Genomic DNA, 23,998 nt, shown 5'->3' with positions numbered 1-23,998 from the left:
TGTCATGGCTGACCAGTGCCAATGGGAAAGCGCTCGCTTCCTGATCAGGAACCCTGCTTAGGTGGTGCCCGGAGGTGGGGTGGATGCAGGACGGCTCGTTGCTCGACGCCCGCGAGGAGCAGACGTACCGGCTGCTCGTCGGCCTGACCGCGGCACGGGCGGCGGAGCTCGCCGAGGTCGCCGAACTACCGCCGCAGGAGGCCGACGAGGTGCTGCAGCGGCTGCAGGCCAAAGGGCTGGTGACGGTGCAGCCCGCCGATGAACCGGTGTTCCGGCCGCTGCCGCCGGACGTCGCGCTCGGCACCACGCTGCTGCGGCGCCAGGAGTCGCTCGAGGCGGCCCGGAAGACGGTGGCCGCGCTCAGCGAGGAGTTCCGGGCCAGTGCGAGCCGGCGGGACCCGCACCACCTGGTCGAGGTGATCGTCGGCGCCGCCACGCTTCGCGAACGGCTGGCCGACCTGCAGAACTCGGCCCGCGAGGAGATCCTCTGGTTCTGCCGCGCGAACCCGCTCGCCATGCAGGGCTCGGACAACACCGAGGAGTACGGCGCTCTCTCGCGCGGCGTCCGGTACCGGGCCATCTACGAGCGCGCGCTGATCGAGACCCCGGGCGAGCTCGACTCGATCGCCGAGGGGGTCAGCTGGGGCGAGGAGGCCCGGGTGCTGCCGACGCTGCCGGTCCGGATCGCGATCGTGGACCGGTCGACCGCGATCTGCCCGCTGGTCCGCGACGACGAGCAGAGCCTCGGCGAACCGTCTGCCGCGATCATCAGCCGCGGTCAGCTCCTCGACGCGCTCCTGGCGCTCTTCGAGAGCTACTGGGAACTGGCCACCCCGGTGCGTCTCCAGGCCGGCAAGGAGCCGGAGTCCGAAGGGCTGGACGACTCCGAGCGCCTCCTCCTCTCCATGCTCGTCGCGGGCGTCCCCGACAAGTCCATCGCCAACCAGTTGGGCATCAGCCGGCGTACGGTTCAACGCCGCCTGGACCGCCTGATGGCCCTGGCCGGCGTGGACACCCGTACCGGCCTGGCCTTCCAGGCCGCCAAACGCGACTGGCTCTGACAAGCCGCTGGCGGGTTGTTGCGCCAATAGCGCGCTACAACCCGCCAGCGATCAAACAACCCGTCAGCGAACGCCGTAGGCGCGGATGACGGTTTGGGTGACAGCGGACGTGGTGGTCCGGGCCGTCACCTTGAGGGAGACGGTGTCGTGGGCGTTCGGGACCACGGCGAGGTAGTGGCCGGCAGCGCCGATGACGACGAGCTTCTGCCAGGTCTTGCCTTCGTCGAAGGACGCCGAGGCCTGCAGCGAGGTCGCGTGCGGCGACTCGAAGCCGATCACGTGGGTGCGGGAGCTCACCCGACCGTTGAGATCGACCGGGACCTTGTAGTCGACCTGCTGCAGCGCGAGCGGTGTGGCCTTGTCATCCGACTGCTTGGCGGAGCGGAACTCCCATGAGGTCTCCGTCTTCGTACCCCAGTTCCACTCCCCCTCAGGGTCGATCCGCTCAGTCGACAGGTCCAGCTTGTACGCCGCGTCGCCGCTGGACGTGATCACGTCCTCCCACGCGTCCGGAAGGTTCGCCACGACCTGACCGTCGCGGGACAGCGTCGCCGACGACTTCGTGGTCTCACCGACGGTGTAGTGGCCCGCAGCGTCCACGAAAGCAGGGATGCGGAGCGACAAACGGTCACCGGTCCGCGTGGACGCCACGCCGGGTGCTGCCGCCGGTCGGACCACGGGACCGAACCACGTCTCGTCCGACTGACCGGTCCGGTAGCTGCGCGGCACCGACGTCAAACCGCCGGCCAGCGGGTTCATGGTGTCCCATGTGTAGAGGTGGTGCACCCGGTGCTGCCAGAGCGAGTCACCGGAGGTCACCCACTCCTCGCGCACCTTCGGCGTCTCGACGAACCGCTGGGAGTCGTTCCACGAGTACTCCTGCCACGGCCGCCACCCGAAGCGCTGCTCCTTGGCCCAGTTGAAGCCCCCGTTGTCGGCGTACCGCGTGGTGATCCGGGCGCTGTTCGCCGGCGTCACCTTGTAGTCGATCTTCGCCGGGATCGACCCGGTCGAGACCTGCTGTACGTCGTACAGGTACGGGCTCGACGTGGTCAGGGTCAGGTCGATGGCTGCCTTGCCGCGCTGGGCCCGGTCGATCAGCTTGTGGCCGTCCTTGAACGTGGTGACCATCGCAGGGATCGGCTCCCGGTCACCGACCGGCCGCCAGACCGTCCACGCCGACCAGTCGGCCGGCCGCACCAGGATCACCGCCGCCGCCCCGGCGTTGGCGGCCGCCACGATCTGGTCGTGCTCGCTGCCGTTGCCCCAGCCGTCCTCGCTGGAGTCGAGCACCGCGACCGCACCCTTCACGTTCTTCAGTGACGGGTCCGCGTGGACCAGCGGGAACCGGCGCTTGCCCTCGTACGACGGGGACTGGTGCAGCAGGTTGATGTCGAGCGGACCGGCGACTCCGGGAATCGACGCCTGCACCATCGGCGCGACCAGTTGCCAGCGGGACGAGAACTCGAAGCTGCCGTCCTTGACCGGCTTGGTCGGCGTCACGTTGACCTGCTTGACCGTGCTGAAGTGCATCACACCGTGGCTGATCGAGCGGCCGTTGCCGTACACGCGGTGCACGTAGTAGCTGAGGACCGCCTGCTGCTCCGACGGCTTCGGCGTCTCGATCGTGATCGGGACCGCTTTGCGGGCGTCGATGACGATCTCGGTGTCCTTGGTGACCACGACGTTGGGGTCGGTGAACAGACTGGCCTGTTCGTCCTGCGGGTCGGAGTTCTCGACCAGCGAGTGCAGGAGGTACGTGCCCTCCTCGACCTCCGCCGTGAACGTCTCCCCGTTCGGGATCCACGCCAGGACGTCGGAGCGCGAGTTGTCGCCGTACAGCGAGATCACCGGTACGCCGGTGGGCTTGCCGTCCAGGCCGATCGCGCGCAGCGTGACCTTGTGCTTCGGGCCGGCCCGGAGCGCGCCGACCGCGGTGTGGGTGACGACGCCATCGGGGCCGGTGGCAACGATCCAGCCGCTGTACTGACCCCGGCCGACCTTGGCCGGGTCGAGGGTGACCGGGACGTCGGCGGTGCCGTTGGCGGGGACGGTGACGGTGGACGGGACGGCGAATCCGGTCGCCGGCTGCTTGTCGTCCAGGTTGGTGACCTGAGCCGCCAGGTTGAGCGTGACCGGTGCGTCGGAGTCGTTCCGGTAGGTGACAGTGCGCGTACCGGTTTCGAGACCGAAGTCGGCGACGCCGCTCGCGGTGACCTTCTGCGCGACGGCCCGCGTCAGGTCGACCCGGCCCGCGCCCTGCTGGTAGACGGTCTGCTCAGGCTGCGTCTTGGCGGTGCTGACCAGCGCGTTCTTCAGCTGGTCGGCCTTCCAGTCCGGGTGCTGCTGCGCGAGCAGGGCGGCCGCGCCGGCGACGTGCGGCGTCGCCATCGACGTACCGGAGGCGGCCGTGTAGAGCTCGTCGACCGGGTCACCCATGATCGTGCCGGCCGCGCGGGCGGCGATGATGCCGACGCCCGGTGCGGTGATCTCCGGCTTGAGTCCGGCGTCGCCGAGGCGCGGTCCGCGGCTGGAGAACTCGGCCAGCTGGTCGTTGCGGTCCACGGCTCCGACGGTGAGCGCGGAGGCCGCGGCCCCCGGCGTGCCGACCGTCTCGTCCTGGCCCTCGTTGCCGGCCGCGACCACGAACAGCGTCCCGGTCTGCGCGGTGATGTCGTTGACCGCCTGGCTGAGCGGGTCGGTGCCGTCGGTCGCCTCGCCGCCGAGGCTCATGTTGACGACCTTGGCGCCCTCGGCCGCGGCCCACTCCATCCCGGCGATGATCCACGAGTCGTAGCCGTACCCGTCGTCGCCGAGCACCTTGCCGACCAGCAGGTCGGCCTTCGGTGCGACGCCCTTGCGGGTACCGCCGGCGCCCGCGCCGGTGCCGGCGATCGTCGCCGCGACGTGCGTGCCGTGGCCGAAGTGGTCCTCGGTGCCGCTCGGGCTGCCGGAGAAGTCGTGGCTCTCCTTGACCTTGCCGGTCAGGTCCGGGTGGTTCGCGTCCACGCCGGTGTCCAGGACGGCGACCTCAACGCCGGAACCCTCGTACCCGGCCTTCCAAGCGTCCGGCGCACCGATCTGCGGGACGCTCTTGTCGAGCACCGGCTTGATCTTGCCGTCCAGCCAGATCTTGGTGACGCCGCTGTTCAGTGAGCGCGCACTGGCCGACGGCTTGAGCGATTTCCACAGCTCGGGCAGCTGGTCCTTGGCGGCGTCCACGGCTCGGCCGCCGATCGACGGCAGTTGGCGCGTGGTCGTCGTACCGGCGAGGTTCGACGTGCCGCGGAAGCCGGGGCTGTCCTTGACGATCAGCGGGAGTTGCCGGGCCGCGGAGTCGCCGTACCCGTCGGCGATCAGCTCGTCGACGTCGAACAGGTTCACGTCGAGGACGCCGGTGGACACGTACGGTACGGCGTCGCTCGGCAGCACCCGGAGGCCGCCGTCGGCCTCGATGGTGTGGAACGAGACTCCTTCGCGCCCGGCCGCGGGCTCGACCGTTGCGGCCTTCTTGCCGTAGCCGGCATCGGTCACCGAGACGACGTCGCCGGTGATCAGCGTGACCACCGAGGTCTTGACGGGGGTGCCGTTCGGGCCGGGGGGCGCCGCGGACGCCGGGGTTACCGTCGCCGCGCCGAGGACAAGCACCGCCGCGCTGGTGACCGCGACGATGCGTCTGGAGGAGGACATAGGCGGATTCTCCTTCGAGAGGTTTTGGGCAGGCTCACCTCTGCTTCTGGGAGAGTTTGCAATCACGTCACGGGTCCGCGCCCTGTCCATCACTGCCGTCCCTGCGACATGGCGCAACCACGCCAGCAGCAGGCACCATCGACGAATGACCGGACAACAGCTGGTACGCCGGTGGGCGTGGGTGGGGACCTTCTTGATCGGGGCGGGGCTGTACTTCGCCGTGCTGGCCGTACTCGCCGACACCGGGAACCCGAATCTCTTCCCGACGATGATCCTTCTGGGTGCGCTCGTCGTACCGCTGACCTTCGTGACGTTCGCGGCCGGGCGCTCCGGGCGGTGGCTGATCGACGGGCCGACGCTCGGCGGCTGCCTGCTGTTCGGCGGTGTCGTCGGCGTGGTGGTCGCGGGCCTGCTCGAGTACGACGCGATGCGCCGGCTCGGGACGCTGCCGATGGTCGGCGTGGGGTTGATCGAGGAGGCGGCGAAGCTCGTCGTACCGGCGATCCTGGTGGTGTTCTTCGGGCACCGGTACCGGACGTCGATCGGGCGCGGGATCGTCATCGGCGTCGCGGTCGGCACCGGGTTCGCGATCCTGGAGACGATGGGGTACGCGTTCGTCGCGCTGCTGCAGTCGAACGGGAACGTCGGCGCGGCCGAGCAGACGCTGTTCATCCGCGGTCTGCTGTCGCCGGCCGGGCACGCCGCGTGGACCGGGCTGGCGTGCTGGGGCCTGTGGCGTTTCGTGACGGCGCCGAGCGGCCGGCACTTCGCCTTCTTCCTCGGGATGTACGCCGTGGCGGTCACGCTGCACACCACCTGGGACGGCATCGGCGGCCGGATCACGTACGCCGTCGTCGGGGCGATCTCGATCGGTCTCTTGCTCTACGGACTGAGGCGCGCGCAACGGAGCGACGGCGTACCGGCGACCGCCACCGCCACTGCCTAGACAAATCATCCCATCTGGACTTAATGTCCAGGCATGAAAGCCGAGCAACTGGCGCCGATCGGGGCTGCTCTGGCGCGGCTGCTCTCGCCGCACGCCGAGGTCGTGCTGCACGACACCCGCACCGACGAGATCGCCGCGATCTGGAACCCGCTGTCCGGTCGCGAGCCCGGCGAGCCCGCGTTGCTCGGTGAGCTGGCCGAGCTCGCGGAGACCGATGCCGACGTCTACGGGCCGTACCCGAAGACGCTGGCCGACGGGCGGCGGTTGTCGAGCGTGAGTGCGGTCGTCCGCGACGAGGCCGGCGATCCGGCGTACGTGTTCTGTGTGAACGTGGACCGGACGGCGTTCGAGGAGGCGAGCCGGCTGCTCGCCGCGTTCGCCGCTCCGGCGGCAGGGCAGCCGCGGGTGCTGTTCGAGCACGACTGGTCCGAGACGCTCAACGAACTCGTCGCGGAGTTCGTCCGGGAGCGTGGGACGCCGGTCGACCGGCTCGCCAAGCCGGACCGGCTGGAGCTGCTCGGGCGGTTGGACGCGGCGGGTGTGCTCAGTCAACGGCGATCGGTCCCGGCCGTCGCCCGCGCGCTCCGGATCTCCCGCTCCGCGCTCTACCAGTTGCTCGGTGAAGCCCGGAAGGAGCAGCATGCCGACCCTGCCTGATTTCCGCCTGGAGACGTACTTCGCGCGCTGGGAGTTCAGTGCGCGCTACCACCTGACCGCGTCCGACGCGCAGACGCTGCCGATGTCCGAGTTGCTCGCGCTCGCCGACGCCGACGGTCGCGAACGCTGGGAGACGTTGGCGCTGGGCTACACCGAGACCCGCGGTCTGCCCGCGCTCCGCGAGGAGATCGCCCGGACGTACGAAACCGTCGAGCCCGACGACGTGGTGTGTTTCGCGGGCGCCGAGGAAGCGATCTATCTGGCGATGCGGACGTTGGTCGAGCCAACGGATCACATCGTCGTCCTGACACCCAACTACCAAGCCGCCGAGACCGTCCCGCTGTCGGTGTGCGAAGTGACCGGGGTGGCGCTGCGGGCCGAGGACGGTTGGGCGCTCGACGTCGACGCGATCGAGGCCGTGCTACGCCCGAACACCCGGATCGTCTCGGTGAACTTCCCCAACAACCCGACCGGTGCGCTGCCGTCGCCGGACGCTTGGGCTCGGCTCGTGCAGCTGTGCGACGACCGCGGGATCACGCTGTTCTCCGACGAGGTCTACCGCGGCCTCGAGCCGAATCCCTTGCCACAGGCAACAGATCTTTCAGGTACGGCGATCTCGCTCAACGTGATGTCCAAGGCGTACGGACTGCCGGGGCTGCGGATCGGCTGGATCGCCTGCCGTGATCGTGCCGTCCTGGACCGGCTCGAACGCGCGAAGCACTACACGACGATCTGCAACGCGGGACCGAGCGAGGTGCTGGCGCTGATCGCACTGCGGGCCCGGGAGCGCATCCTGGAACGCAATCGGGGCATCATCGCCGACAACCTGCCGGTGTTCGCGGAGTTCTTCGGGCGGTACCCGGAGCTGTTCGAGTTCGCCGCGCCCGAGGGTGGGTGTGTCTGCTACCCGCGCTATCTGGGTCCGGACGGCGTGGAGGCGATGTGCGGGGAGCTGGTCGAGCAGGCCGGCGTACTGCTGCTGCCGTCGAGTATCTACGCCTCCGAACTGACCAGGACGCCGACTGATCGCTTCCGGGTCGGCGTCGGGCGCAGCGGGCCCGGCGAGGCGCTGGCGGTGTGGGCCGACTGGCTGGAGAAGTCCCGCCTCAGTTGATGCGGGCCCAGGTGGGTCCTTCGGCGGTGTCCGTGACCTGGATACCGAGCTCGGTCAGCTCCGCCCGGAGCGCATCCGCACGTGCCCAGTCCCGGGCCGCGCGCGCGGCCTCCCGATCGGCGACCAGTTGCCGCACGGCATCGTCGTTGTCCCCACTCTGATCACCCGCGTCGAGCTCCTCGAACGTCAACCCGAGTACGGCGGAACTCGCCGCGACCACCGCCCGCTGACCCGCGTCCGACAACGCCGGATCGCGCAACGACTCCTGCAGCAACGCCAACACCCGTGGAGTGTTGAGGTCCGCGCTGATCGCTTCGTCGATCTGGTCGATGACGGCAACCGCGGCCGCGTCGTCCCCGGCCAGCGCCCGGGCCTCGCCCGCGGTCGTGACCGACGGCAACTCACCGAGCGCCGACGTACGCCGAACCAGTCGGCGCAACGTGGTCTGGGCACTCTCCAGACCGCCCGTGGTGAACTCGAGTTGCGCGCGGTAGTGACCGCCCAGCAGGAACAAGCGGTAGGCCGACGGATGGAAGCCCTGCTTCGCGAGCTCGCTCACGGTCAGGATGTGGCCGGCCGATTTCGAGATCTTCGCGGACCCCAGCTGCAGGAACTCGTTGTGCAGCCAGAACTTCACCCACGGCCGGCCGTCGCCGAGGTACGCCTCGCTCTGCGCGATCTCGTTGACGTGGTGCAGCTGCCGGTGGTCCACACCGCCGGTGTGGATGTCGAAGTGCTCGCCGAGCAGCAGCATGCTCATCACGGAGCACTCCAGATGCCAGCCCGGCGCGCCCCAGCCCCACGGCGAGTTCCAGCGCATCGCCCGCAGCTGCCCCGGCGCCTCCGCGCGCCAGAGCGCGAAGTCGGTCTTCGCGCGCCGTCCGGGCACCTCTTCGACCCGCGCGCCCTCGAGCTGCCCGCTGACGTCGATCAGGCCGAGCTGCCCGTACGTCGGGTCCTTGGACGTGTCGAAGTACAGCCCGGACTCGATCTCGTACGTGAAGCCGCGCTCGACCAGGCGCTCCGCGAACGCGATCATCTGCTCGACGTACTGCGTGGCGCGCGGGTAATGCTGCGCGGGCAGAATGTTCAGCGCGGCGAGATCGGCGAAGAACGCCTCGGTGTACATCGCCGCGATCTCCTCGACCGACCGGCGTTCGCGCGCCGCCGCGGCCTCGAGTTTGTCCTCGCCGAGCTCGGCCTCCGCGACCGCGTGGCCGACGTCGGTGATGTTGATGACGTGCTCGACCTGCCAGCCCTTCCAGAGCAGCGCCCGGCGCAGCGTGTCGGCGAACGTGTACGCGCGCAGGTTGCCGATGTGCGCGTAGCTGTAGACGGTCGGGCCGCAGCTGTACAGCCGCACGGTGCCGTCTGGGCCGTCGCTGGCCGGAGTGAAGTCCTCGACGCGGCGCCCGAGTGAATTGAAGAGCCGCAACGGCCTCGACACGGTCACCCCGGGATGCTAGCAACGCACGACGGGTCCGCTGTCCGGGCAGCGAACGGTCAGCTATGTGAGATGGCGGCGCTGGGCCATGGACAATGGGTGCGCAACTGAGTACGGTCCGTAAACGGCGTCCGCACCACGCCAACCGACAGAGGATCGTGGGTTCCTCTCCTTGGTCGGTGAGGTGCTGCCCGCCAGTGGCACCTCACTGGTGGCTGGGCAAGCAGTCGGCGGCGGATGCGCCGTGGGCTGATGGGGGCCCGTCCACCCAGGTGGGGCGGTGATCGACACTCACTCGTTCACCGCCCCACCGGTTCAAATTCTCCTGCCGGAGCCCCAACGCTCCGGTGCCCTGGTTCGTCTTGACAGCTGACAGTGAAAGAAGACTGCAGCCGACGAAACAGGTGCCATGGCCGACTGGGAACGAGCCTTCCGCGATCTCCTCGCCCACCGCGGCGCGGCGCTGCGCGCGTACGGCTACCTGCTGACCGGCGAGGCGTCGGCGGCCGCCGATCTGCTGCAGGACGCCCTGCTGCGGGTCTTCAGCCGACTGCGCGTCGGCGACGACATCCCCGCGCTGGAGAGCTACGTCCGGCAGGCGATGCTGCACCGCTACGTCGACGGCCGGCGGCGTGCCGGTCTCTGGAGGGCGAAACGGCACCTGCTCGTCCAGCCGGTCGTGCAGGACGACGACCCCGGGCTCGCCGGTGCCGTCCGGCAGGCGCTGACCACACTGTCGCCCCGGCAACGTGCCTGCGTGGTGCTCCGGTACTACGAGGACCTCACTGTGCCGCAGATCGCAGAGCGACTCGCCTGCGCCGAGGGCACGGTCAAACGACACCTGGCCGATGCCCGGACCAAACTCGCCGCGCAACTCGCCGTACCCGAGGAGACGATAAAATGACCGACCTGAAGAACGTGTTCGAGGAGCTGGCCGATGGCAGCGCCGTGGGGGTCGACGAGCACGACGTGCTGTGCCGGATCCGCCGGCGGCGCCGGGTGCGCTCCGGGCTGACCGCAGCAGCCGGTGTGGCGGCTGTCGCCGCCGTCGCGGTCGGCGCGTACGCCGCGATTCCCGGCCGCACCACCACTCCGGTCGCCGGCCCGGTCACCACCGCGCTGACCACGCCCCGTCCGGCCCCCGTCGCGCCGTACCAGTGCGGCGACGGGTTCCCCGCGCCCGACCCGGCCGGCGGCTCGCGCCAGATCGCGACGGTGACGTTGACCGAGAAGAGCATCAGCCGGACAGCTACCGGTTGGTCCGGAAGCGTCCGCTCGACGTTCCGCTACAACGGCGGCCTGCCGCACCCGCTGATCGCGGGCCTGCCGCCGAAGTGGGCCGCGGTCATCCACGACGGCCGGATGGTGGGACATGCGACGGTCAGCACGCGTGCCAGGCCGGTCGAGCTGGAGGCCGGTCGGTCGCGGGTCGTTGACGCCGGCATCGACATCCGTTCCTGCACCGGCACGTCGTTGCCGTCCGGGGAGTACCTGCTGTACGAGGACCTGGATCCGACCGCGAAGCCCTCGAAGGATCTCGTGAAGTCGGGCCCGATCGGGCGCCTGCAGCTGCCCTGAAGCCCCGCTGTTTGTCGGATGGCCGGACAATCTTCACGCGCCGAAAGGTTTCGCCGCACGGGCCGGGCGGGCAGACTGACCACCGTCCGCTACCCAACCGCCCCTGGGAGTAGCCGTGTCCCGACTCTTACGTCCGGCGCTGCTCGTCACCGCCGTACTCGCACTGCTCGGCTTCGGCATCACCCCGTCGAACGCCGCCACGTCAATCACGGTCGCCACCGCGATCGGTCGCCAGGACAGCTCGACGGCGTCCGTCACCGGCTACGTGGTCGGTCAGCCGACCGCCACCAGCACCGTTGTCCGCAGCAACTTCCCGAACGACTACGCGCTGGCCCTGGCCGATTCGGCCTCCCAGACGAGCACGTCGTCGATGCTCTACGTGCAGATCCCGGACGCGTTCCGGGCGTCGTACGGCCTGCAGAGCAACCCGAGCCTGGTCGGCAAACAGATCACGGTCACCGGCGCGCTGACGGCGTACTTCTCGCACCCCGGGCTGAAGAACGCGACCGCGTTCACCGGCGGGGGCGGCACGGACCCGGGCCCGGATCCGGGTGACTACTACGCCGGTACCGAGGGCAAGACCGGTGCCGCGCTGAAGGCCGCGCTGCACACGATCATCTCGAACCAGACCAAGCTCACCTACGACCAGGTCTGGGACGCGCTGAAGGTCACCGACCAGGACCCGAACAACAGCAACAACGTCATCGAGATCTACTCCGGCCGTTCGATCCCGAAGAGCAGCCAGGGCGGTGGCGTCGACGACTGGAACCGGGAGCACGTCTGGGCCAAGTCGCACGGTGACTTCGGGACCGCGACCGGCCCCGGCACCGACGTCCACCACCTGCGGCCCGAGGACGTCTCGGTGAACTCGGCCCGCGGCAACCTGGACTTCGACAACGGCGGCTCGGCCGTTGCCCAGTGCACCGGTTGTACGGCGGACTCGGACTCGTTCGCGCCGCGCCCGGCGGTCCGCGGTGACGTCGCCCGGATGATCTTCTACATGGCCGTCCGCTACGAGGGCGACGACGGCTTCGCGAACCTCGAGCCGAACGACAAGGTCAGCAATGGTACGGCGCCGTACATCGGCAAGCTGTCGGTGCTGAAGGCCTGGGCCGCGGCCGACCCGCCGGACGCGTTCGAGAAGAACCGCAACGAGGTCATCTACAGCCAGTTCCAGCACAACCGGAACCCGTTCATCGACCACCCGGAGTGGATCACTTCGATCTGGCCGTAAGCACTCGATGGGCCCGGGGAGGATCTTGTGCCCGATTCGGGACAGGATCCTCCCCAGGTGCGTCTCCCTAGCGGTTCGCCTCGACGTCGCGTTGGTTGGCGGCTGGGAGATGGGCGGGCCGGTTGGGGGACGGGCGCTCGCCGGTGGCGTTGAGCTGCCGCGGCGCGACCGGCTGGGCGATGCCGGACTGGGCGGCGGTGAGGCCGAGGCGCGTCTGTACCCAGTCCCGGAAGCCTGGGTCGGCGACCCGGATCTGATGATCGGACCTGGTCAGCAGACCACGGGACACCAGTTTGTGCGCCGCGCTGTCGAGGTCCCAGCGAGTAGACCCGGGCTGGTCGCCCCGCGCCGGGTCCGGAATGCCCTGAGCGCCGTGCGCCGCGGTCCGCACCAGCAGCTCCTTCTGAGCGGCGTTGCAGTTGTACCAGGCGGCGTCGTACAGAGTGCGGGACTGGATGTTCAGCCGGTCGGTCGCGGTGCCGGCGACTTCCGCGGTGATGCCGGTCTGCGGCTCGGCGATCTCGAGTGCTCCGGCGGCGAGGGTCCGGAGACGGGTGGGGTTGCCCTCGGCGGCCGCGACCAGGTTCTCGACCGCGGCGGCCTCGTACCGGACGCCGGCCACGTCGAGCGGACGGGTGAGCGCGGCGCGCAGCTGGTCGGTGCTCAGCGGCTGGAGCTTCCGGGTGTCGATCTTCTTGACGTCCCTGGACGCCGTGCCGGACTTCCCGCCCGACGCGGTGAGCAGCCGGGAGTACGCGTCCTCGCCGCCCGCGGCGACCAGGAACACCGGCTGCCGCATCGAGCGCAGGTGGGACGACAGGTTGACCATCGTGACCAGGTCGTTCTCGTCCGCGGCGTCCAGGTTGTCCACCATCAACAGGATCGGCGTCCGGCTTGGCATCGCCATCGCGCCGAGGTGCTCACCAACCTCGTTCAGCGTCGTACCGACGGAGTCCTTGGCGACGCCTTCCCAGGAGGCGTGGATGCCGATCTTCAACGGCGCGAAGCCCAGGCGGGTCTGCGCGGTGTTCATGGTGTTCGTGGTCCGGACCGCCATCTTGTTCAGGATGTCCCGCAGCTTGCCGACATCGGAGGCCGGGAACTGCTGCTTGAACGCGCCGAGCTGGTCGCGGATCGAGCGGATCACCCGGGCTTCGAGCGACTCGCGGCGGGAGGCGTTCAGCCGGATCGTCATCCAGCCGTCCTGGGCGGCCATCGCCTGGACCCGGTCGAGCTCCTGGCTGGTGCCGATCCCGGGCGGTCCGGTGAACAGCACCGTGGTGCCGTCCGGGTCCCGCTGGTCGAGTGACGCCGGCCGGCCCTGCTCGTCGGTCCGGTCGACCGGGTGCACCAGCGCACCGGCCGCGCCGAAGACCTGGTTGACGAGGCCGCGGCCGGTCGGGTGTGCCGGGGCCAGCGCGGGCTCCTGCCGGGCGATGGCCTTGCCGAACTCCGGGCTCCGGGCCGGCGCCGGCGTCTGGCCGAGGCGGTCGTTCACCCAGTCCTGGAATCCCTGGTCGGGGATCGTCACGACGGTCCCGTCGTGCTCCCGCAGGAGGCCGCGGGCAACCAGTTCCTGACGCGCTTCGTCGATGACCTGCCACTCGCCCGCACCGGCGGCGTCGGTCACCGCCGGCATCTCCAGGCCGTTCGGGCCTTCGGCCGCCACTCGCGCCAGCAGTTCCTTCTGGGCCGGGCCGGTCTCCCGCTGGTTCCACTCGGCCTCGTACCTCGTCGCCGCTGCTGCCCGTACGTCGGCGATCGCCGCTCGCGCGGCCGCGTCGGTGATCCCGTCCTGTGGGTGCCGGTACGCGAGCGCCGCCTCGCCGAGGTCCCGCAGCCAGCTCGGGTCGCCGTTGGCGGCGAACAGCAGCGAGTCGATGGCGGCGTCCTCGTACCGGATGCCCGCCGCGTCCAGCGGCACGGTCAGGGCCGGCCGGAGCTCCGCGTCGGACAGCGGCCCGAGCGTGCGGAGGTCGAACTGGTTGGTGATCGTCGTCGCGATGCCGGACATCCGGCGCGACGCTCGCATCATCTCGCCGGTCGACTTCGCGCCACCGGCGGCGATCAGCCAGACCGGACGCTTCAGGTGCTCGATGTGAATGGCCAGTTCGTTCAGGCCGGCCAGGTTGTGTTCGTCGGCCTTGTCGACGATGTCGACCAGCAACAGGATCGGCTTGTCGTCGACCTCGGTCAGCCTGCCGAGCTCGTCCGCGAAGTCCTCGAGCGTCGTCCCGAGGTTGTCGTACGCCGTGGTGTCCCGCTCCTGCTTCACGACGAGCTCGACCGGGATCACCCCACCGAGGAACCGGCCCTCGAAGCCGACGCGGGTCTTGCGGCCGCTCCGGGTCAGGTCACGAACGGTCTTACCGAGCTTGCTGACCGGGCGGTCGCCGAACCGGGACCGCAGTTCGTCCAGCTTCTCCCGGACCGCGATGGTGAGCGCGTGCTCGAGCGGGAGCTTCGAGTTCGCCGGCAACCGGATCGCGGTCCAGCCCTGGCTGTCCGCGAGGTCCTCGGCCCGGTCCAGCTCCGAGGTCTTGCCCATCCCGGGCGGGCCGGTGAACAGGATCGCCTTGCTCTCGGGCAACGTCGGGCCGAGTGAGACGGGGTGACCGAGCCGGTCGGTGCGAGGGACGAAGTACGCCGGGTGCCGTTCCGTCCCGAAGACCTGGCTCATTGCCCCAGGGTGCGGACCGTAGCCGTCGGCGACACAGGCTGTGCATGACCTAGGGGTTAACAGTCGGCTCCCGCGAGTTGAATCGGCCGCCTGGCAACCGGTCTACAGCACCGGCCCGATCGCGCAGTCCTGGCCCGAAATCCTTGGCACCCAGGGGCCGTACTGTCACGCTCAGTGGTATGCGAATCACGCGAGTCGTGGCCGCCGCGCTGGCCGCGGCGCCAGTCGCCGGGTTGTTGCTCGGGGCACCCGCGCAGGCCGATCCCGATCCGAGCTTGACCATCACGCAGGTCACCCTCGACCGTACGTCGGTCGCGGTGTCCGGGCTGAACACGTACCCGATCAACGTGACCGTCAAGGGTGGCTACGCCTCGACCGAACCCGGTGACGAGAACCTGGTCCTGAACGTCGTCCTCGCGCGCACCGGCGGCTCCGGGCCGCGGGACAGCATCGTGTCGACCGACCTCAAGCGCACCGCCGGCACGCTCGAGAACGGCACCTGGACCGGCCGGCTGAACGTCGCGTCGACCGCGAACGGCACCTTCAAGGTCACCGGCGTGATGACCGGCCCGTACGGCGGTCCGGACCCGGGGACGCCGGTCGACCCGACGCCGTACTCCGGTCAGTCGATCTCCGTGCAGGGCACCAACCTGCCGCGGATCACCGCGTCGGTGAACCCGAAGGTGGTGCCGTTCGGCAAGCCCTACTCGATGACCTGGGCGGTTACGAACACGGCCACCGGCAAGCCGTACGGCTCGCGGATCGCGATCGGGCTCGGCGTCGACACACCGTGCGCCGAGGGCGGCAGTCCGATCTACCGGACCGGCACGAACGGCGTGATCACCAAGGCCTACACGGCCGACGACGCCGGTGCGCTGAACTGCGCCCACCTCTACACCGATCCGTACTACATCGCCGGTCAGTGGCTGTTCCCGGCGCGGCCGACGTCGATCGCGGCGGTGCCGTCGAAGACCAGTGCCCGGGTCGGAACGGTTGTCCCGGTCAACGGTTCGGCCGCGCATGTCACCGGCTCGTGCACGGTGCAACTGCAGCGGCTGTACGGCCGGACGCAGTGGAAGACCGTCAGTTCGGCCAAGGTTCGGCAGTCCGGACGGTTCACGGTGAACGCGCAGCCGTCGTACAAGGGCCTGATTCCGTACCGCGTGTACTTCCCGGCCTGTGAGCCGTTCGTCGCGGCCGTCAGCAAGTCGTTCACCATCCAAGGGACGTGATGATGAGAACCACCCGAGTGCTCGCCGCGGCACTGCTCGCCGCACCGCTTGCGGCTCTCCCGGTGACGGCACAGGCCGATCCCGACCCGGACCTGCACATCACCTCGGTGACGCTGAACAGGACCGGCGTCGCCGTCAGCGGACTCAACACCGCGCCGGTCACCGTGACCGTCAAGGGGACCTACGACGCCAACACCCCGGTCAACGTGATCCTCGAACGAACTGGCGGCAGCGGCCAGGAACGAACCCTGCTCTCCACCAACCTCCCGCGGCAGACGAACGGTAGCTGGAGCGGGCCGCTGAACGTGCCGTCGACCGCGAACGGCACCTTCAAGGTGACCGGTGTGATCACCGGCCCGTTCTTCCCGGGCAGCGGCAGCATGACCGACCCGACACCGTACGCCGGGCCGTCGCTCGCCGTCACCGGGACCCACCAGCCGAAGATCACCGCTTCGGTGACGCCGAAGTACGTGCCCTACGGCAAGCCGTACTCGATCAAGTGGGCGGTCACCGACGCGCAGACCGGCAAGCCGTACGGCAGCCGGGTGCGGGTCGAACTGGGGATCGACAACACCTGCGCCGAGTACATGGGTCCGGGCTACACCAACCTCACCGACACCAACGGCGTCGTGACCAAGGCCTACACGGCAGCCGACTCCACCGCGGTCAACTGCCTGCTGCTACCCGGCAACCCGTCGTCGGTCGGCGGACTCGGACTCGTCGTACTGCGGCCGCTGATCAAGCCCACCGTCAGCGCAGTCCCGTCGCGGACCAGTGCGCCGGTCGGGACGGTCGTCCCTGTCAACGGTTCGGTCCACACCGTGCGCGCCGGCTGTGAGGTGTTCCTGCAGCGGCTGTACGGCGCCTCTGCCTGGCGGACCGTCAACATGGGCCGGGTCCGGTCCTCCGGCCGGTTCACGCTGAGCGCGCAACCGGCGTACAAGGGCCTGATCCCCTACCGCGTCTACGTCCCGGCCTGCGCCTCGATCGCCACGGCGAGCAAGGCCTTCTACATCCGCGGCACCTGAGCCCTTGGGCCGGGTGGGTTAGTCTACTTAGGTAGACCTTACTTATCCGCCCGAGAGGACCGTGGTCGCGTGACCAGCCCCGCACCCCGCCGTAACCGCGTCTGCAAGCGCGCCGTCGTCCGCCGGACCGAGCGGATCACCCCGCACATGATCCGGGTGGTGCTCACCTCCGACGACTTCGCCGACAACGGCTGCACCGACCACTACGTGAAGCTGCTGTTCGGCAAGGACGGCGTCGAGTACCCGGAGCCCCTGGACATGGGTGTGGTCCGGGAGACGTTCCCGGCCGAGGACTGGCCGACGATGCGGACCTACACCGTGCGCAGCTGGGACGAGGCGACGCGCGAGCTGACCATCGACTTCGTCCACCACGGTGACGAGGGGATCGCCGGTCCGTGGGCGGCGTCCGCGCAGCCGGGTGACGTGCTCTGGTTCAACGGTCCGGGCGGCGCCTACAAGCCGGAGGAGACGGCCGACTGGCACCTGCTCGTCGGCGACGAGAGCGCGCTGCCGGCGATCGGCGCCGCGGTCGAACAGCTCCCGCCGGGCGCTCGTGCGACCGTCCTGGTCGAGGTGGCGGACGAGACCGAGCAGCAGAAGTTCAGCGGCTCCGGCGAGGTCGACCTGCGCTGGTTCCACCGCTCGGCGGCGGCCGGCGACCGCGGTGACGCCCTGGTCGCGGCCGTCGAGGCGCTCGAGTTCCCGGCCGGCACCCCGCAGGTGTTCGTGCACGGGGAGGCCGGTTTCGTGTTCCGCATCCGCAAGAACCTGTTCCAGGAGCGCGGGCTCGCCCGCGAGCAGGTCTCGCTGTCCGGCTACTGGCGCCTCGGCAAGAACGAGGACGGCTGGCAGGCCGAGAAGGCCGAGACCGCCCGCAAGGAACGCGAAGCGTCCTAATCCCCGCGGCGTTCGGTGAGGACGTCGATCAGGGTGCCGGCCTGGTTGGTCGGCAGCACCCAGTCGTCACCGTCCGCCTGCAGGATGACCGCCGGCCCCGCGCTGCCGATCGCCCGCGTCACCGCGATCGGGAACTTCAGCCGCTCCGAGCCCGACAGCGAGAACTCGTAGGTGCCGGTGATCCCGCTCAGCGGATAGGTCCGCAGTTGGTGCTCCGAGCGCGGGACCGGATGCGACTGGATCGTCACCGAGTCGGCGTCGACGAGCACCGCGGCGAGCGGGATCCCGCGCAGGCGGAACACCAGCTCGTACGGCGTACCCGCCAGCTCGGGGATGAACGGGACGAGCAGCGCGCGGTCGGCCGCCCGCGCCAGCGCGAGCCCGCCGACGATGCCGATGATCAGACCGGGCAGCGCGAGAACGGCCGGCCACCAGACGCCGACCGCCAACGGGAACAGCGTCACCATCAGGCCCGTCAGACCGCCGAACACTCCGGCCACCGGCAGCCACCACCGCGGCTGGTACCGATGCCGGCGCCGCAGCACGAACCCGATCACCAGCATCGCCACCGGCACGACGCACCCGATCCACGCCGCCGCCGGCCCGGTCACCGCGATCAGTGCGACGACCACCACCAGCAGCACCGGAATCCCGATGTAGATCCCCGCCACGAGCCGCTGAACCCGCCGATGCCTGCTCTCCACGGGAAAACCCAAGCACACATCGTCCGAACCACCTACTGTGCCGTGGGTGATCGAGATCCCCGCGAAGCTGATCCGGAATCACCAGGAGAAGGCGTCCGACTGGCTGGACGGGTTGCCCGCGGACGTCGATCGGTACGTCGGCGAGTGGGACCTGACCGTCGACGGCGATCCGCTCAGCGGTGAGGCCTCGCTGATCCTGCCCGTCGTACGGCGGGACGGTGCGAAGGCGATGCTGAAACTGCAGTCCGTCAACGACGAGAGCGAGAGCGAGGCGCTCGCGCTGCGCACGTGGAGCCGCGACGACGTCGTCGAGGTGTACGCCGACGACCCGGAGACCTCGACCCTGCTGCTCGAGCGGCTCGAACCGCGGACGCTGGACGACCACCCCGATCACGTCGAGGCGACCCGGATTCTCGCCGAGCTCCTCACCCACCTGAGCGCCGTACCCGCGCCGCCCGGCATCCGCCGGCTCTCGGACATCGCGGCCGGGATGATCGAGGACGCGCCCCGCCTGATCCCCCGCCTCACCGACCCGGCCGAGCAGCAGTTGGTACGACGCTTCGTCGCGCAGGTCGGCGAGGTGTTGCCCGAGTCCGGCGACCGCCTGCTGCACTGGGACCTGCACTACCTCAACGTGATGGCTGCCGAGCGCCGGCCGTGGCTGGTGATCGATCCGAAGCCACTCGCCGGAGACCCGGCGTTCGACGTCTTCCCGGTGCTGTGGAACCGCTGGGACGATCTCGTCGCGACCGGGAACCTGGCGCAGGCGATCCGCGACCGGTTCGACCTGATGCTCGAGGTGACCGGCATCGAGCGGGACCGGGCACTGGCCTGGACCGCCGGCCGGATCCTGCAGAACGTGCTGTGGTTCACCGAGGACGGCGACACCCGGATGGAGGACGAGCTGGCGGCCGTCGCCGACGCCCTCTTCGTGTGATTACATGATTACGTGACGACCCCGACGTTGTACGAGTGGGCCGGCGGGCACGAGGCCCTGCGCCGGCTGACCGAGGTGTTCTACGACAAGGTGCTCGAGGACCCGATCCTCGCACCGGTCTTCGCGCACATGAGCGACCAGCACCGCGAGCACGTGGCGATCTGGCTGGGTGAGGTGTTCCGCGGCCACAGTCGCTACACCGACGAGCTCGGCGGCTATCCGGCGATGCTGTCCCATCACCTCGGCCTCGAGCTCACCGAGGAGCAGCGGTCCCGCTGGGCCGCGCTGATCGCGCAGAGCGCTGACCCGGCCGGGCTGCCTGACGATCCGGAGTTCCGGTCGGCGTTCGTCGCGTACGTCGAGTGGGGCACCCGGATCGCGCTGGCGAACTCGCAACCCGGCGCGACACCGCCGCCGAAGGCTCCGGTTCCGCGGTGGGGTTGGGGCGAGGCGCCGCCGTACCAGCCCTGACACGCCGGGGGCCCGCCGGTTGGGTACAGTCGCGGTTCACGTTGTGTCCGTCGGCGGGGATGCGAGGGTTTACCTGTGACCGCTCAGCTCGAGTACCCCGACGTCGAGGACTCCGACGCGCTGCTGTCCGTGCAGGGCTTGTGGAAGGTGTTCGGACCGAAGGCGCAGCGGGTGCCGCACCGGCCGGACCTCGCCGCGCTCGACCGGACGGCATTGCACGCGAAGACCGGATGTACGGCGGCCGTTCGTGACCTGAGCTTCGATGTCGCCCCCGGCGAGGTCTTCGTCGTGATGGGACTGTCCGGCTCGGGCAAGTCGACACTGGTCCGCTGCCTGACCCGGCTGATCGAGCCGACCGCGGGCCGGCTGGTGTTCGAGGGCGAGGACCTGCGTGCGGCCGACGAGAAGCGGCTGCGGGCGTTGCGGCGGAGCAAGTTCTCGATGGTCTTCCAGCACTTCGGGCTGCTGCCGCACCGCAAGGTGATCGACAACGTCTCCTACGGTCTGGAGATCCGCGGCGAGAGCAAGCCGGACCGTCGGCGGCGCGCCCAGGAGGTTATCGACCTGGTCGGGCTGGCCGGCAACGAGCAGTTCTACCCCGAGCAGCTCTCCGGCGGCATGCAGCAGCGGGTCGGCCTGGCGCGGGCGCTGGCGAACGATCCCGACGTACTGCTGTTCGACGAGCCGTTCTCCGCGCTGGACCCGCTGATCCGGCGGGAGATGCAGACCGAGGTGGTGCGGCTGCACCGCGAGGTCGGCAAGACGATGGTGTTCGTCACCCACGACCTGTCCGAGGCGCTCAGGCTGGGCGACCGGATCCTGTTGATGCGCGACGGCGAAGCGGTCCAGCTCGGCACCGGTGACGAGCTGGTCGGTGCGCCGGCCGACGACTACGTGCGCGACTTCGTCCGCGACATCCCGCGGGCCGACGTACTCACGCTGCGCTGGATCGTCCGGGACGCGCGGCCGGACGAGGAGCTCGACGGGCCGGAGCTCGGCCCGGACGTGCTGGTTCGCGACGCCACCCGGCTGGTGCTCGAGTCCGACCGGCCGGTGAAGGTCGTGGACCGCGGCACGCTGCTCGGGGTGATCTGCGACGAGGAGATCCTCGGCGTCGTGGCGCCGGCGGAAAACACCCGCGTCTGATGGCCGCGATCACCAGCAACGTGGCCGTCGAGGTCAGGCGGCCCCGGCGCGGCATCGTCGTCGGCGCGCTGCTCGTCGTCTGGGTGGCGGCGTACTTCGTCTTGCGCGGCATCGACACGCTCGTTCTCGGCGGCCAGGAGACAACGGCGCCGCACCGCTGGCTGACCGATCACAAGGACGACGTCGGCCAGGGCAGCTGGTTCTTCGACGCGATCCGGAGCGTTGTCGACCACTTCGTCGTCCTGCTGCAGAACGTGATCTCGCAGCCGTCGTTCGACCGGCCGGTACCGGTGATCGGGTGGCTGGGGGTCGTCGCGCTCGCGGCGTACTGCGCGTGGGCGTTCGGGAACTGGAAGGTCGCCGTACTGACCGCCGCCGGGCTCGGGTTCGTCGGGCTGCAGGGGTTGTGGCAGGAGAGCATGGACACGCTCGCGCTGACCATCGCGGCGGTGTTGCTGTCGTTGCTGGTCGCGATCCCGCTGGGGATCTGGGCAGGGTTGTCCAACCGGGCCTTCCGAGTGGCGACGCTGGTGCTGGACCTGATGCAGACGCTGCCGACGTTCGTGTACCTGGCGCCGTTGACCTTGTTCTTCGCGATCGGGCCGGCCGCGGCGACGATCGCGACGCTGATCTACGCGGCGCCGCCGGCGGTTCGGCTGACCGCGCACGCGCTGCGCTCGGTGCCGCCGGAGAGCGTCGAGGCGGCGCGCTCGCTCGGCTCGACGCGCGGCCAGACGCTGACCAAGGTGCTGCTGCCGATGTCCCGGTCGACCGTTGTCGTCGGCATCAACCAGACGATCATGGCGGCGCTGTCGATGGTGACGGTGGCCGCGCTGATCGACGCGCCGGGCCTCGGGCAGACCGTGCTGAAGGCGCTGCAGACGCTCGACGTCGGGGTCGCGTTCAACGCCGGTCTCGCGATCGTGGTGCTCGCGATCGTTCTCGACCGGGTGACGACCGCGGCCGGCGACCGCCCGTGGCGGATCGCGAGTACGCGCCGGAAGGTCCTGCTCGGCGCCGGCGCCGTTGGAGTGCTCGTCGCGATCTGGTTCTCGCGGACCTACGTGTGGGCCGCCGAGTTCCCGTCGGACGTCAACGTCGGTCCGCGGATCGCGTCGGTGGCGACCGATGTGACCACTTGGGTCCAGGACGTCTTCGGCGGCTTCACGTACGGCGTCCGTGACGTCGTGACCGAGGCGCTGCTGAACCCCCTCGAGGCTCTGCTGACCGGGTCACCGTGGTGGCTCGTGAGCGTGGTCGTCGTCGCCCTGGCCGCCGTACTGGGGGGTTGGCGAGGTGCGGCTCCGGCCGCGGTGTGCTTGGTCCTGCTGGTCGCCACCGGGGTGTGGCACGACAGCATGGTCACGCTCGCGTCGACGCTCCTCGCAACGGTCGTGGTGGTCGCGGCCGGGCTCGCGCTCGGCGTGTGGGCCGGGCGGAACCGGCGCGTCGACACCTGGATCCGGCCGGTACTGGATGCGGGACAGACGATGCCCCCGTTCGTGTACCTGGTGCCGTTCCTGGCGTTGTTCGGGACCAGCCGGTTCACCGCGATCGCGGCGGCCGTGGTGTTCGCCGTACCGGTGACCACGAAGATCGTTGCCGACGGCATCAAGGCGGTGCCGGTCGCGACCGTCGAGGCGGCGAACTCGGTCGGGTCGAGCAGCTGGCAGGTGATCAGCAAGGTGCAGCTGCCGGTGGCACGGCGGGCGATCACGCTCGCGGTCAACCAGGGCCTGATCTACGTGCTCTCGATGGTCGTCGTCGGCGGGCTGGTCGGCGCCGGCGCGCTCGGGTACGACGTCGCCGCGGGTTTCGCGCAGAGCGAGTTGTACGGCAAGGGGCTGGCCGCGGGGCTGGCGATCGTGCTGCTGGGTGTCCTGCTCGACCGGGTGACGCAGGCGGCTGCACGCCGTACCCAGACGTTCGACAACAGAGGAGACAAGCGGTGAAGAAACTCCGGTACGCCGGTGTGCTGACGGCCGTCGCGCTCGCGCTGGCGGGCTGTGGCGGGCAGAAGATCGCCGACGACAAGCCGGCCGCCGGGGGGAAGGACTGCGGTTCGTTCAACCTGACCGTCAGCCCGTGGGTCGGGTACGAGGCGAACGCGGCCGTGGTGTCCTACGTGGCCACCAAGGAACTCGGCTGCAAGGTGGTGAAGAAGAACCTCAAGGAAGAGATCGCCTGGCAGGGCTTCAGCACCGGCGAGGTCGACGTGAACCTGGAGAACTGGGGCCACGAGGACCTGAAGAAGAAGTACATCACCGACTCGCACGTCGCGGTGGAGGCCGGCTCCACCGGGGTCAAGGGCGTGATCGGCTGGTATGTACCGCCGTGGATGGCGCAGGCGCACCCGGACATCACCGACTGGAAGAACCTGAACAAGTACGCCGGGTTGTTCAAGACGTCGGAGTCCGGCGGCAAGGGGCAGTTGCTCGACGGCGACCCGTCGTACGTGACGAACGACGAGGCGCTGGTGAAGAACCTGGCGCTGAACTACAAGGTCGTCCAGAGCGGCAGCGAGACCGCGCTGATCCAGGCGTTCCGCGACGCCGAGAAGAACAAGCGCCCGCTGCTCGCGTACTTCTACGAGCCGCAGTGGTTCTTCAACGAGGTCAAGCTGGTGAAGATCAACCTGCCGGCGTACAAGGCGGGCTGCGACGCCGATCCGGCGAAGGTGGCGTGCGACTATCCGCCGTACGACCTGGACAAGATCGTCTCGAAGAAGTTCGCCGACTCCGGCAGCCCGGCGTACGACCTGGTGAAGAACTTCAAGTGGACCAACGAGGACCAGAACGCGGTCGCCCGGATGATCGCGGTCGACAAGCTGACCCCCGACCAGGCCGCCGAGAAGTGGGTCAAGGACAACCAGCCGAAGGTCAACACCTGGCTGGGTAAGAACTAGGTCCCGCCCGGGGCGGACGACTGGATCGGGTTGGGGAGGGTCCCCCTACGACGACATCGCGTTCGCCCCGGACACTGGTGCGGAAGGCAGCCTAAGCGGCTCTGGTCAACGTGCCGCTGCAGTCTGCCGCGGGAGATCGTCTCGACCAGCCCGACGACCCAGCAGGTCGGGCAGCCGCGGAAGGCAATCACAGTCGCGACCAGCAGGACGAGGCTGATCGGGCCGGTCAGCAGGACCGCGACGGCCGCTGCGGCGATGATCCAGATCATGCGGT

20 protein-coding genes are annotated in these 23,998 nt (G+C 69.7%); 15 read left to right on the top strand and 5 right to left on the bottom strand.

The window, feature by feature from the left end:
- Nucleotides 1-83: 83 nt before the first annotated feature.
- Nucleotides 84-1,061: a helix-turn-helix domain-containing protein gene (locus tag ACFYRH_RS04945; RefSeq protein WP_387768235.1), complete on the top strand. Its 978-nt coding sequence runs from the start codon at nt 84-86 to the stop codon at nt 1,059-1,061.
- Between the two features lie 63 nt (nt 1,062-1,124).
- Here the strand turns inward: ACFYRH_RS04945 and ACFYRH_RS04940 are convergent, their stop codons facing one another.
- Nucleotides 1,125-4,751 (bottom strand): S8 family serine peptidase, encoded by a 3,627-nt coding sequence (locus ACFYRH_RS04940; protein WP_387768232.1) that lies wholly within the window; start codon nt 4,749-4,751, stop codon nt 1,125-1,127.
- A 145-nt stretch (nt 4,752-4,896) separates the two neighbouring features.
- Here ACFYRH_RS04940 and ACFYRH_RS04935 point away from each other — a divergent pair, with 145 nt between their 5' ends.
- The 3 genes from ACFYRH_RS04935 to ACFYRH_RS04925 are packed head-to-tail and all read left to right on the top strand — an operon-like array spanning nt 4,897 to nt 7,468.
- Nucleotides 4,897-5,697 carry a PrsW family intramembrane metalloprotease gene (locus ACFYRH_RS04935; RefSeq protein ID WP_387768229.1) on the top strand — a complete coding sequence of 267 codons (801 nt, stop codon included), beginning with the start codon at nt 4,897-4,899 and terminating at the stop codon, nt 5,695-5,697.
- Nucleotides 5,698-5,730: 33 nt separating this feature from the next.
- Nucleotides 5,731-6,354, top strand: a complete 624-nt coding sequence (locus ACFYRH_RS04930; RefSeq protein WP_387768226.1) for a transcriptional regulator — start codon at nt 5,731-5,733, stop codon at nt 6,352-6,354.
- Nucleotides 6,338-7,468, top strand: a complete 1,131-nt coding sequence (locus tag ACFYRH_RS04925) for an aminotransferase class I/II-fold pyridoxal phosphate-dependent enzyme (protein ID WP_387768223.1) — start codon at nt 6,338-6,340, stop codon at nt 7,466-7,468. Before ACFYRH_RS04930 ends, ACFYRH_RS04925 begins: the two co-directional genes overlap by 17 nt.
- Here the strand turns inward: ACFYRH_RS04925 and cysS are convergent.
- Complete coding sequence (gene cysS, locus ACFYRH_RS04920; protein ID WP_387768220.1) at nt 7,461-8,921, bottom strand: cysteine--tRNA ligase; 1,461 nt, start codon at nt 8,919-8,921, stop codon at nt 7,461-7,463. The genes ACFYRH_RS04925 and cysS overlap by 8 nt on opposite strands.
- A gap of 400 nt (nt 8,922-9,321) precedes the next feature.
- Here cysS and ACFYRH_RS04915 point away from each other — a divergent pair, with 400 nt between their 5' ends.
- The 3 genes from ACFYRH_RS04915 (at nt 9,322) to ACFYRH_RS04905 (ending at nt 11,724) form a co-directional block, all read left to right on the top strand.
- Entirely contained in the window at nt 9,322-9,816 is a 495-nt protein-coding gene (locus tag ACFYRH_RS04915) for an RNA polymerase sigma factor (protein WP_387768217.1), read from the top strand.
- Nucleotides 9,813-10,490, top strand: a complete 678-nt coding sequence (locus tag ACFYRH_RS04910) for a hypothetical protein (RefSeq protein WP_387768214.1) — start codon at nt 9,813-9,815, stop codon at nt 10,488-10,490. The genes ACFYRH_RS04915 and ACFYRH_RS04910 overlap by 4 nt, the downstream gene beginning before the upstream one ends.
- 115 nt (nt 10,491-10,605) lie before the next feature.
- Complete coding sequence (locus ACFYRH_RS04905; protein ID WP_387768211.1) at nt 10,606-11,724, top strand: endonuclease; 1,119 nt, start codon at nt 10,606-10,608, stop codon at nt 11,722-11,724.
- Between the two features lie 67 nt (nt 11,725-11,791).
- Here ACFYRH_RS04905 and ACFYRH_RS04900 read toward each other — a convergent pair whose 3' ends face one another.
- The gene (locus tag ACFYRH_RS04900) at nt 11,792-14,404 is read right to left on the bottom strand and encodes a hypothetical protein (RefSeq protein ID WP_387768208.1); all 2,613 of its coding nucleotides are present in this window, start codon (nt 14,402-14,404) and stop codon (nt 11,792-11,794) included.
- 179 nt (nt 14,405-14,583) lie between these two features.
- Between ACFYRH_RS04900 and ACFYRH_RS04895 the strand changes: the two genes are divergently transcribed.
- The 3 genes from ACFYRH_RS04895 (at nt 14,584) to ACFYRH_RS04885 (ending at nt 17,561) form a co-directional block, all read left to right on the top strand.
- Nucleotides 14,584-15,636, top strand: a complete 1,053-nt coding sequence (locus tag ACFYRH_RS04895) for a hypothetical protein (RefSeq protein WP_387768205.1) — start codon at nt 14,584-14,586, stop codon at nt 15,634-15,636.
- 2 nt (nt 15,637-15,638) lie between these two features.
- On the top strand, nt 15,639-16,664 hold the full coding sequence (locus ACFYRH_RS04890; RefSeq protein WP_387768202.1) for a hypothetical protein: 1,026 nt from the start codon (nt 15,639-15,641) through the stop codon (nt 16,662-16,664).
- 69 nt (nt 16,665-16,733) lie between these two features.
- The gene (locus ACFYRH_RS04885; protein ID WP_387768199.1) at nt 16,734-17,561 is read left to right on the top strand and encodes a siderophore-interacting protein; all 828 of its coding nucleotides are present in this window, start codon (nt 16,734-16,736) and stop codon (nt 17,559-17,561) included.
- Here ACFYRH_RS04885 and ACFYRH_RS04880 read toward each other — a convergent pair.
- On the bottom strand, nt 17,558-18,277 hold the full coding sequence (locus ACFYRH_RS04880) for a hypothetical protein (protein WP_387768197.1): 720 nt from the start codon (nt 18,275-18,277) through the stop codon (nt 17,558-17,560). The genes ACFYRH_RS04885 and ACFYRH_RS04880 overlap by 4 nt on opposite strands.
- 34 nt (nt 18,278-18,311) lie before the next feature.
- On the opposite strand from ACFYRH_RS04880, the gene ACFYRH_RS04875 reads away from it, so the two are divergent.
- The 5 genes from ACFYRH_RS04875 to ACFYRH_RS04855 all read left to right on the top strand — a co-directional run bounded on the left by ACFYRH_RS04875 (nt 18,312) and on the right by ACFYRH_RS04855 (nt 23,724).
- Nucleotides 18,312-19,202 carry an aminoglycoside phosphotransferase family protein gene (locus ACFYRH_RS04875; RefSeq protein WP_387768194.1) on the top strand — a complete coding sequence of 297 codons (891 nt, stop codon included), beginning with the start codon at nt 18,312-18,314 and terminating at the stop codon, nt 19,200-19,202.
- A gap of 12 nt (nt 19,203-19,214) precedes the next feature.
- Nucleotides 19,215-19,673, top strand: a complete 459-nt coding sequence (locus tag ACFYRH_RS04870) for a group II truncated hemoglobin (protein WP_387768192.1) — start codon at nt 19,215-19,217, stop codon at nt 19,671-19,673.
- A 75-nt stretch (nt 19,674-19,748) separates the two neighbouring features.
- Complete coding sequence (locus ACFYRH_RS04865) at nt 19,749-20,819, top strand: glycine betaine/L-proline ABC transporter ATP-binding protein (protein WP_387768189.1); 1,071 nt, start codon at nt 19,749-19,751, stop codon at nt 20,817-20,819.
- Nucleotides 20,819-22,771, top strand: coding sequence for an ABC transporter permease (locus tag ACFYRH_RS04860; RefSeq protein WP_387768186.1), 1,953 nt, complete (start codon nt 20,819-20,821; stop codon nt 22,769-22,771). The genes ACFYRH_RS04865 and ACFYRH_RS04860 overlap by 1 nt, the downstream gene beginning before the upstream one ends.
- Complete coding sequence (locus tag ACFYRH_RS04855) at nt 22,768-23,724, top strand: ABC transporter substrate-binding protein (protein WP_387768183.1); 957 nt, start codon at nt 22,768-22,770, stop codon at nt 23,722-23,724. The genes ACFYRH_RS04860 and ACFYRH_RS04855 overlap by 4 nt, the downstream gene beginning before the upstream one ends.
- Here the strand turns inward: ACFYRH_RS04855 and ACFYRH_RS04850 are convergent.
- Nucleotides 23,721-23,993, bottom strand: coding sequence for a hypothetical protein (locus tag ACFYRH_RS04850; protein WP_387768180.1), 273 nt, complete (start codon nt 23,991-23,993; stop codon nt 23,721-23,723). The two genes, ACFYRH_RS04855 and ACFYRH_RS04850, sit on opposite strands and share 4 nt — an antisense overlap.
- Nucleotides 23,994-23,998: the final 5 nt, after the last annotated feature.

Source organism: Kribbella sp. NPDC004875 (assembly GCF_042873375.1).
Taxonomy (GTDB): domain Bacteria; phylum Actinomycetota; class Actinomycetes; order Propionibacteriales; family Kribbellaceae; genus Kribbella.
Note: the sequence above shows the minus strand (reverse complement) of the source record. Positions and strands in the feature narration are given on the sequence as shown.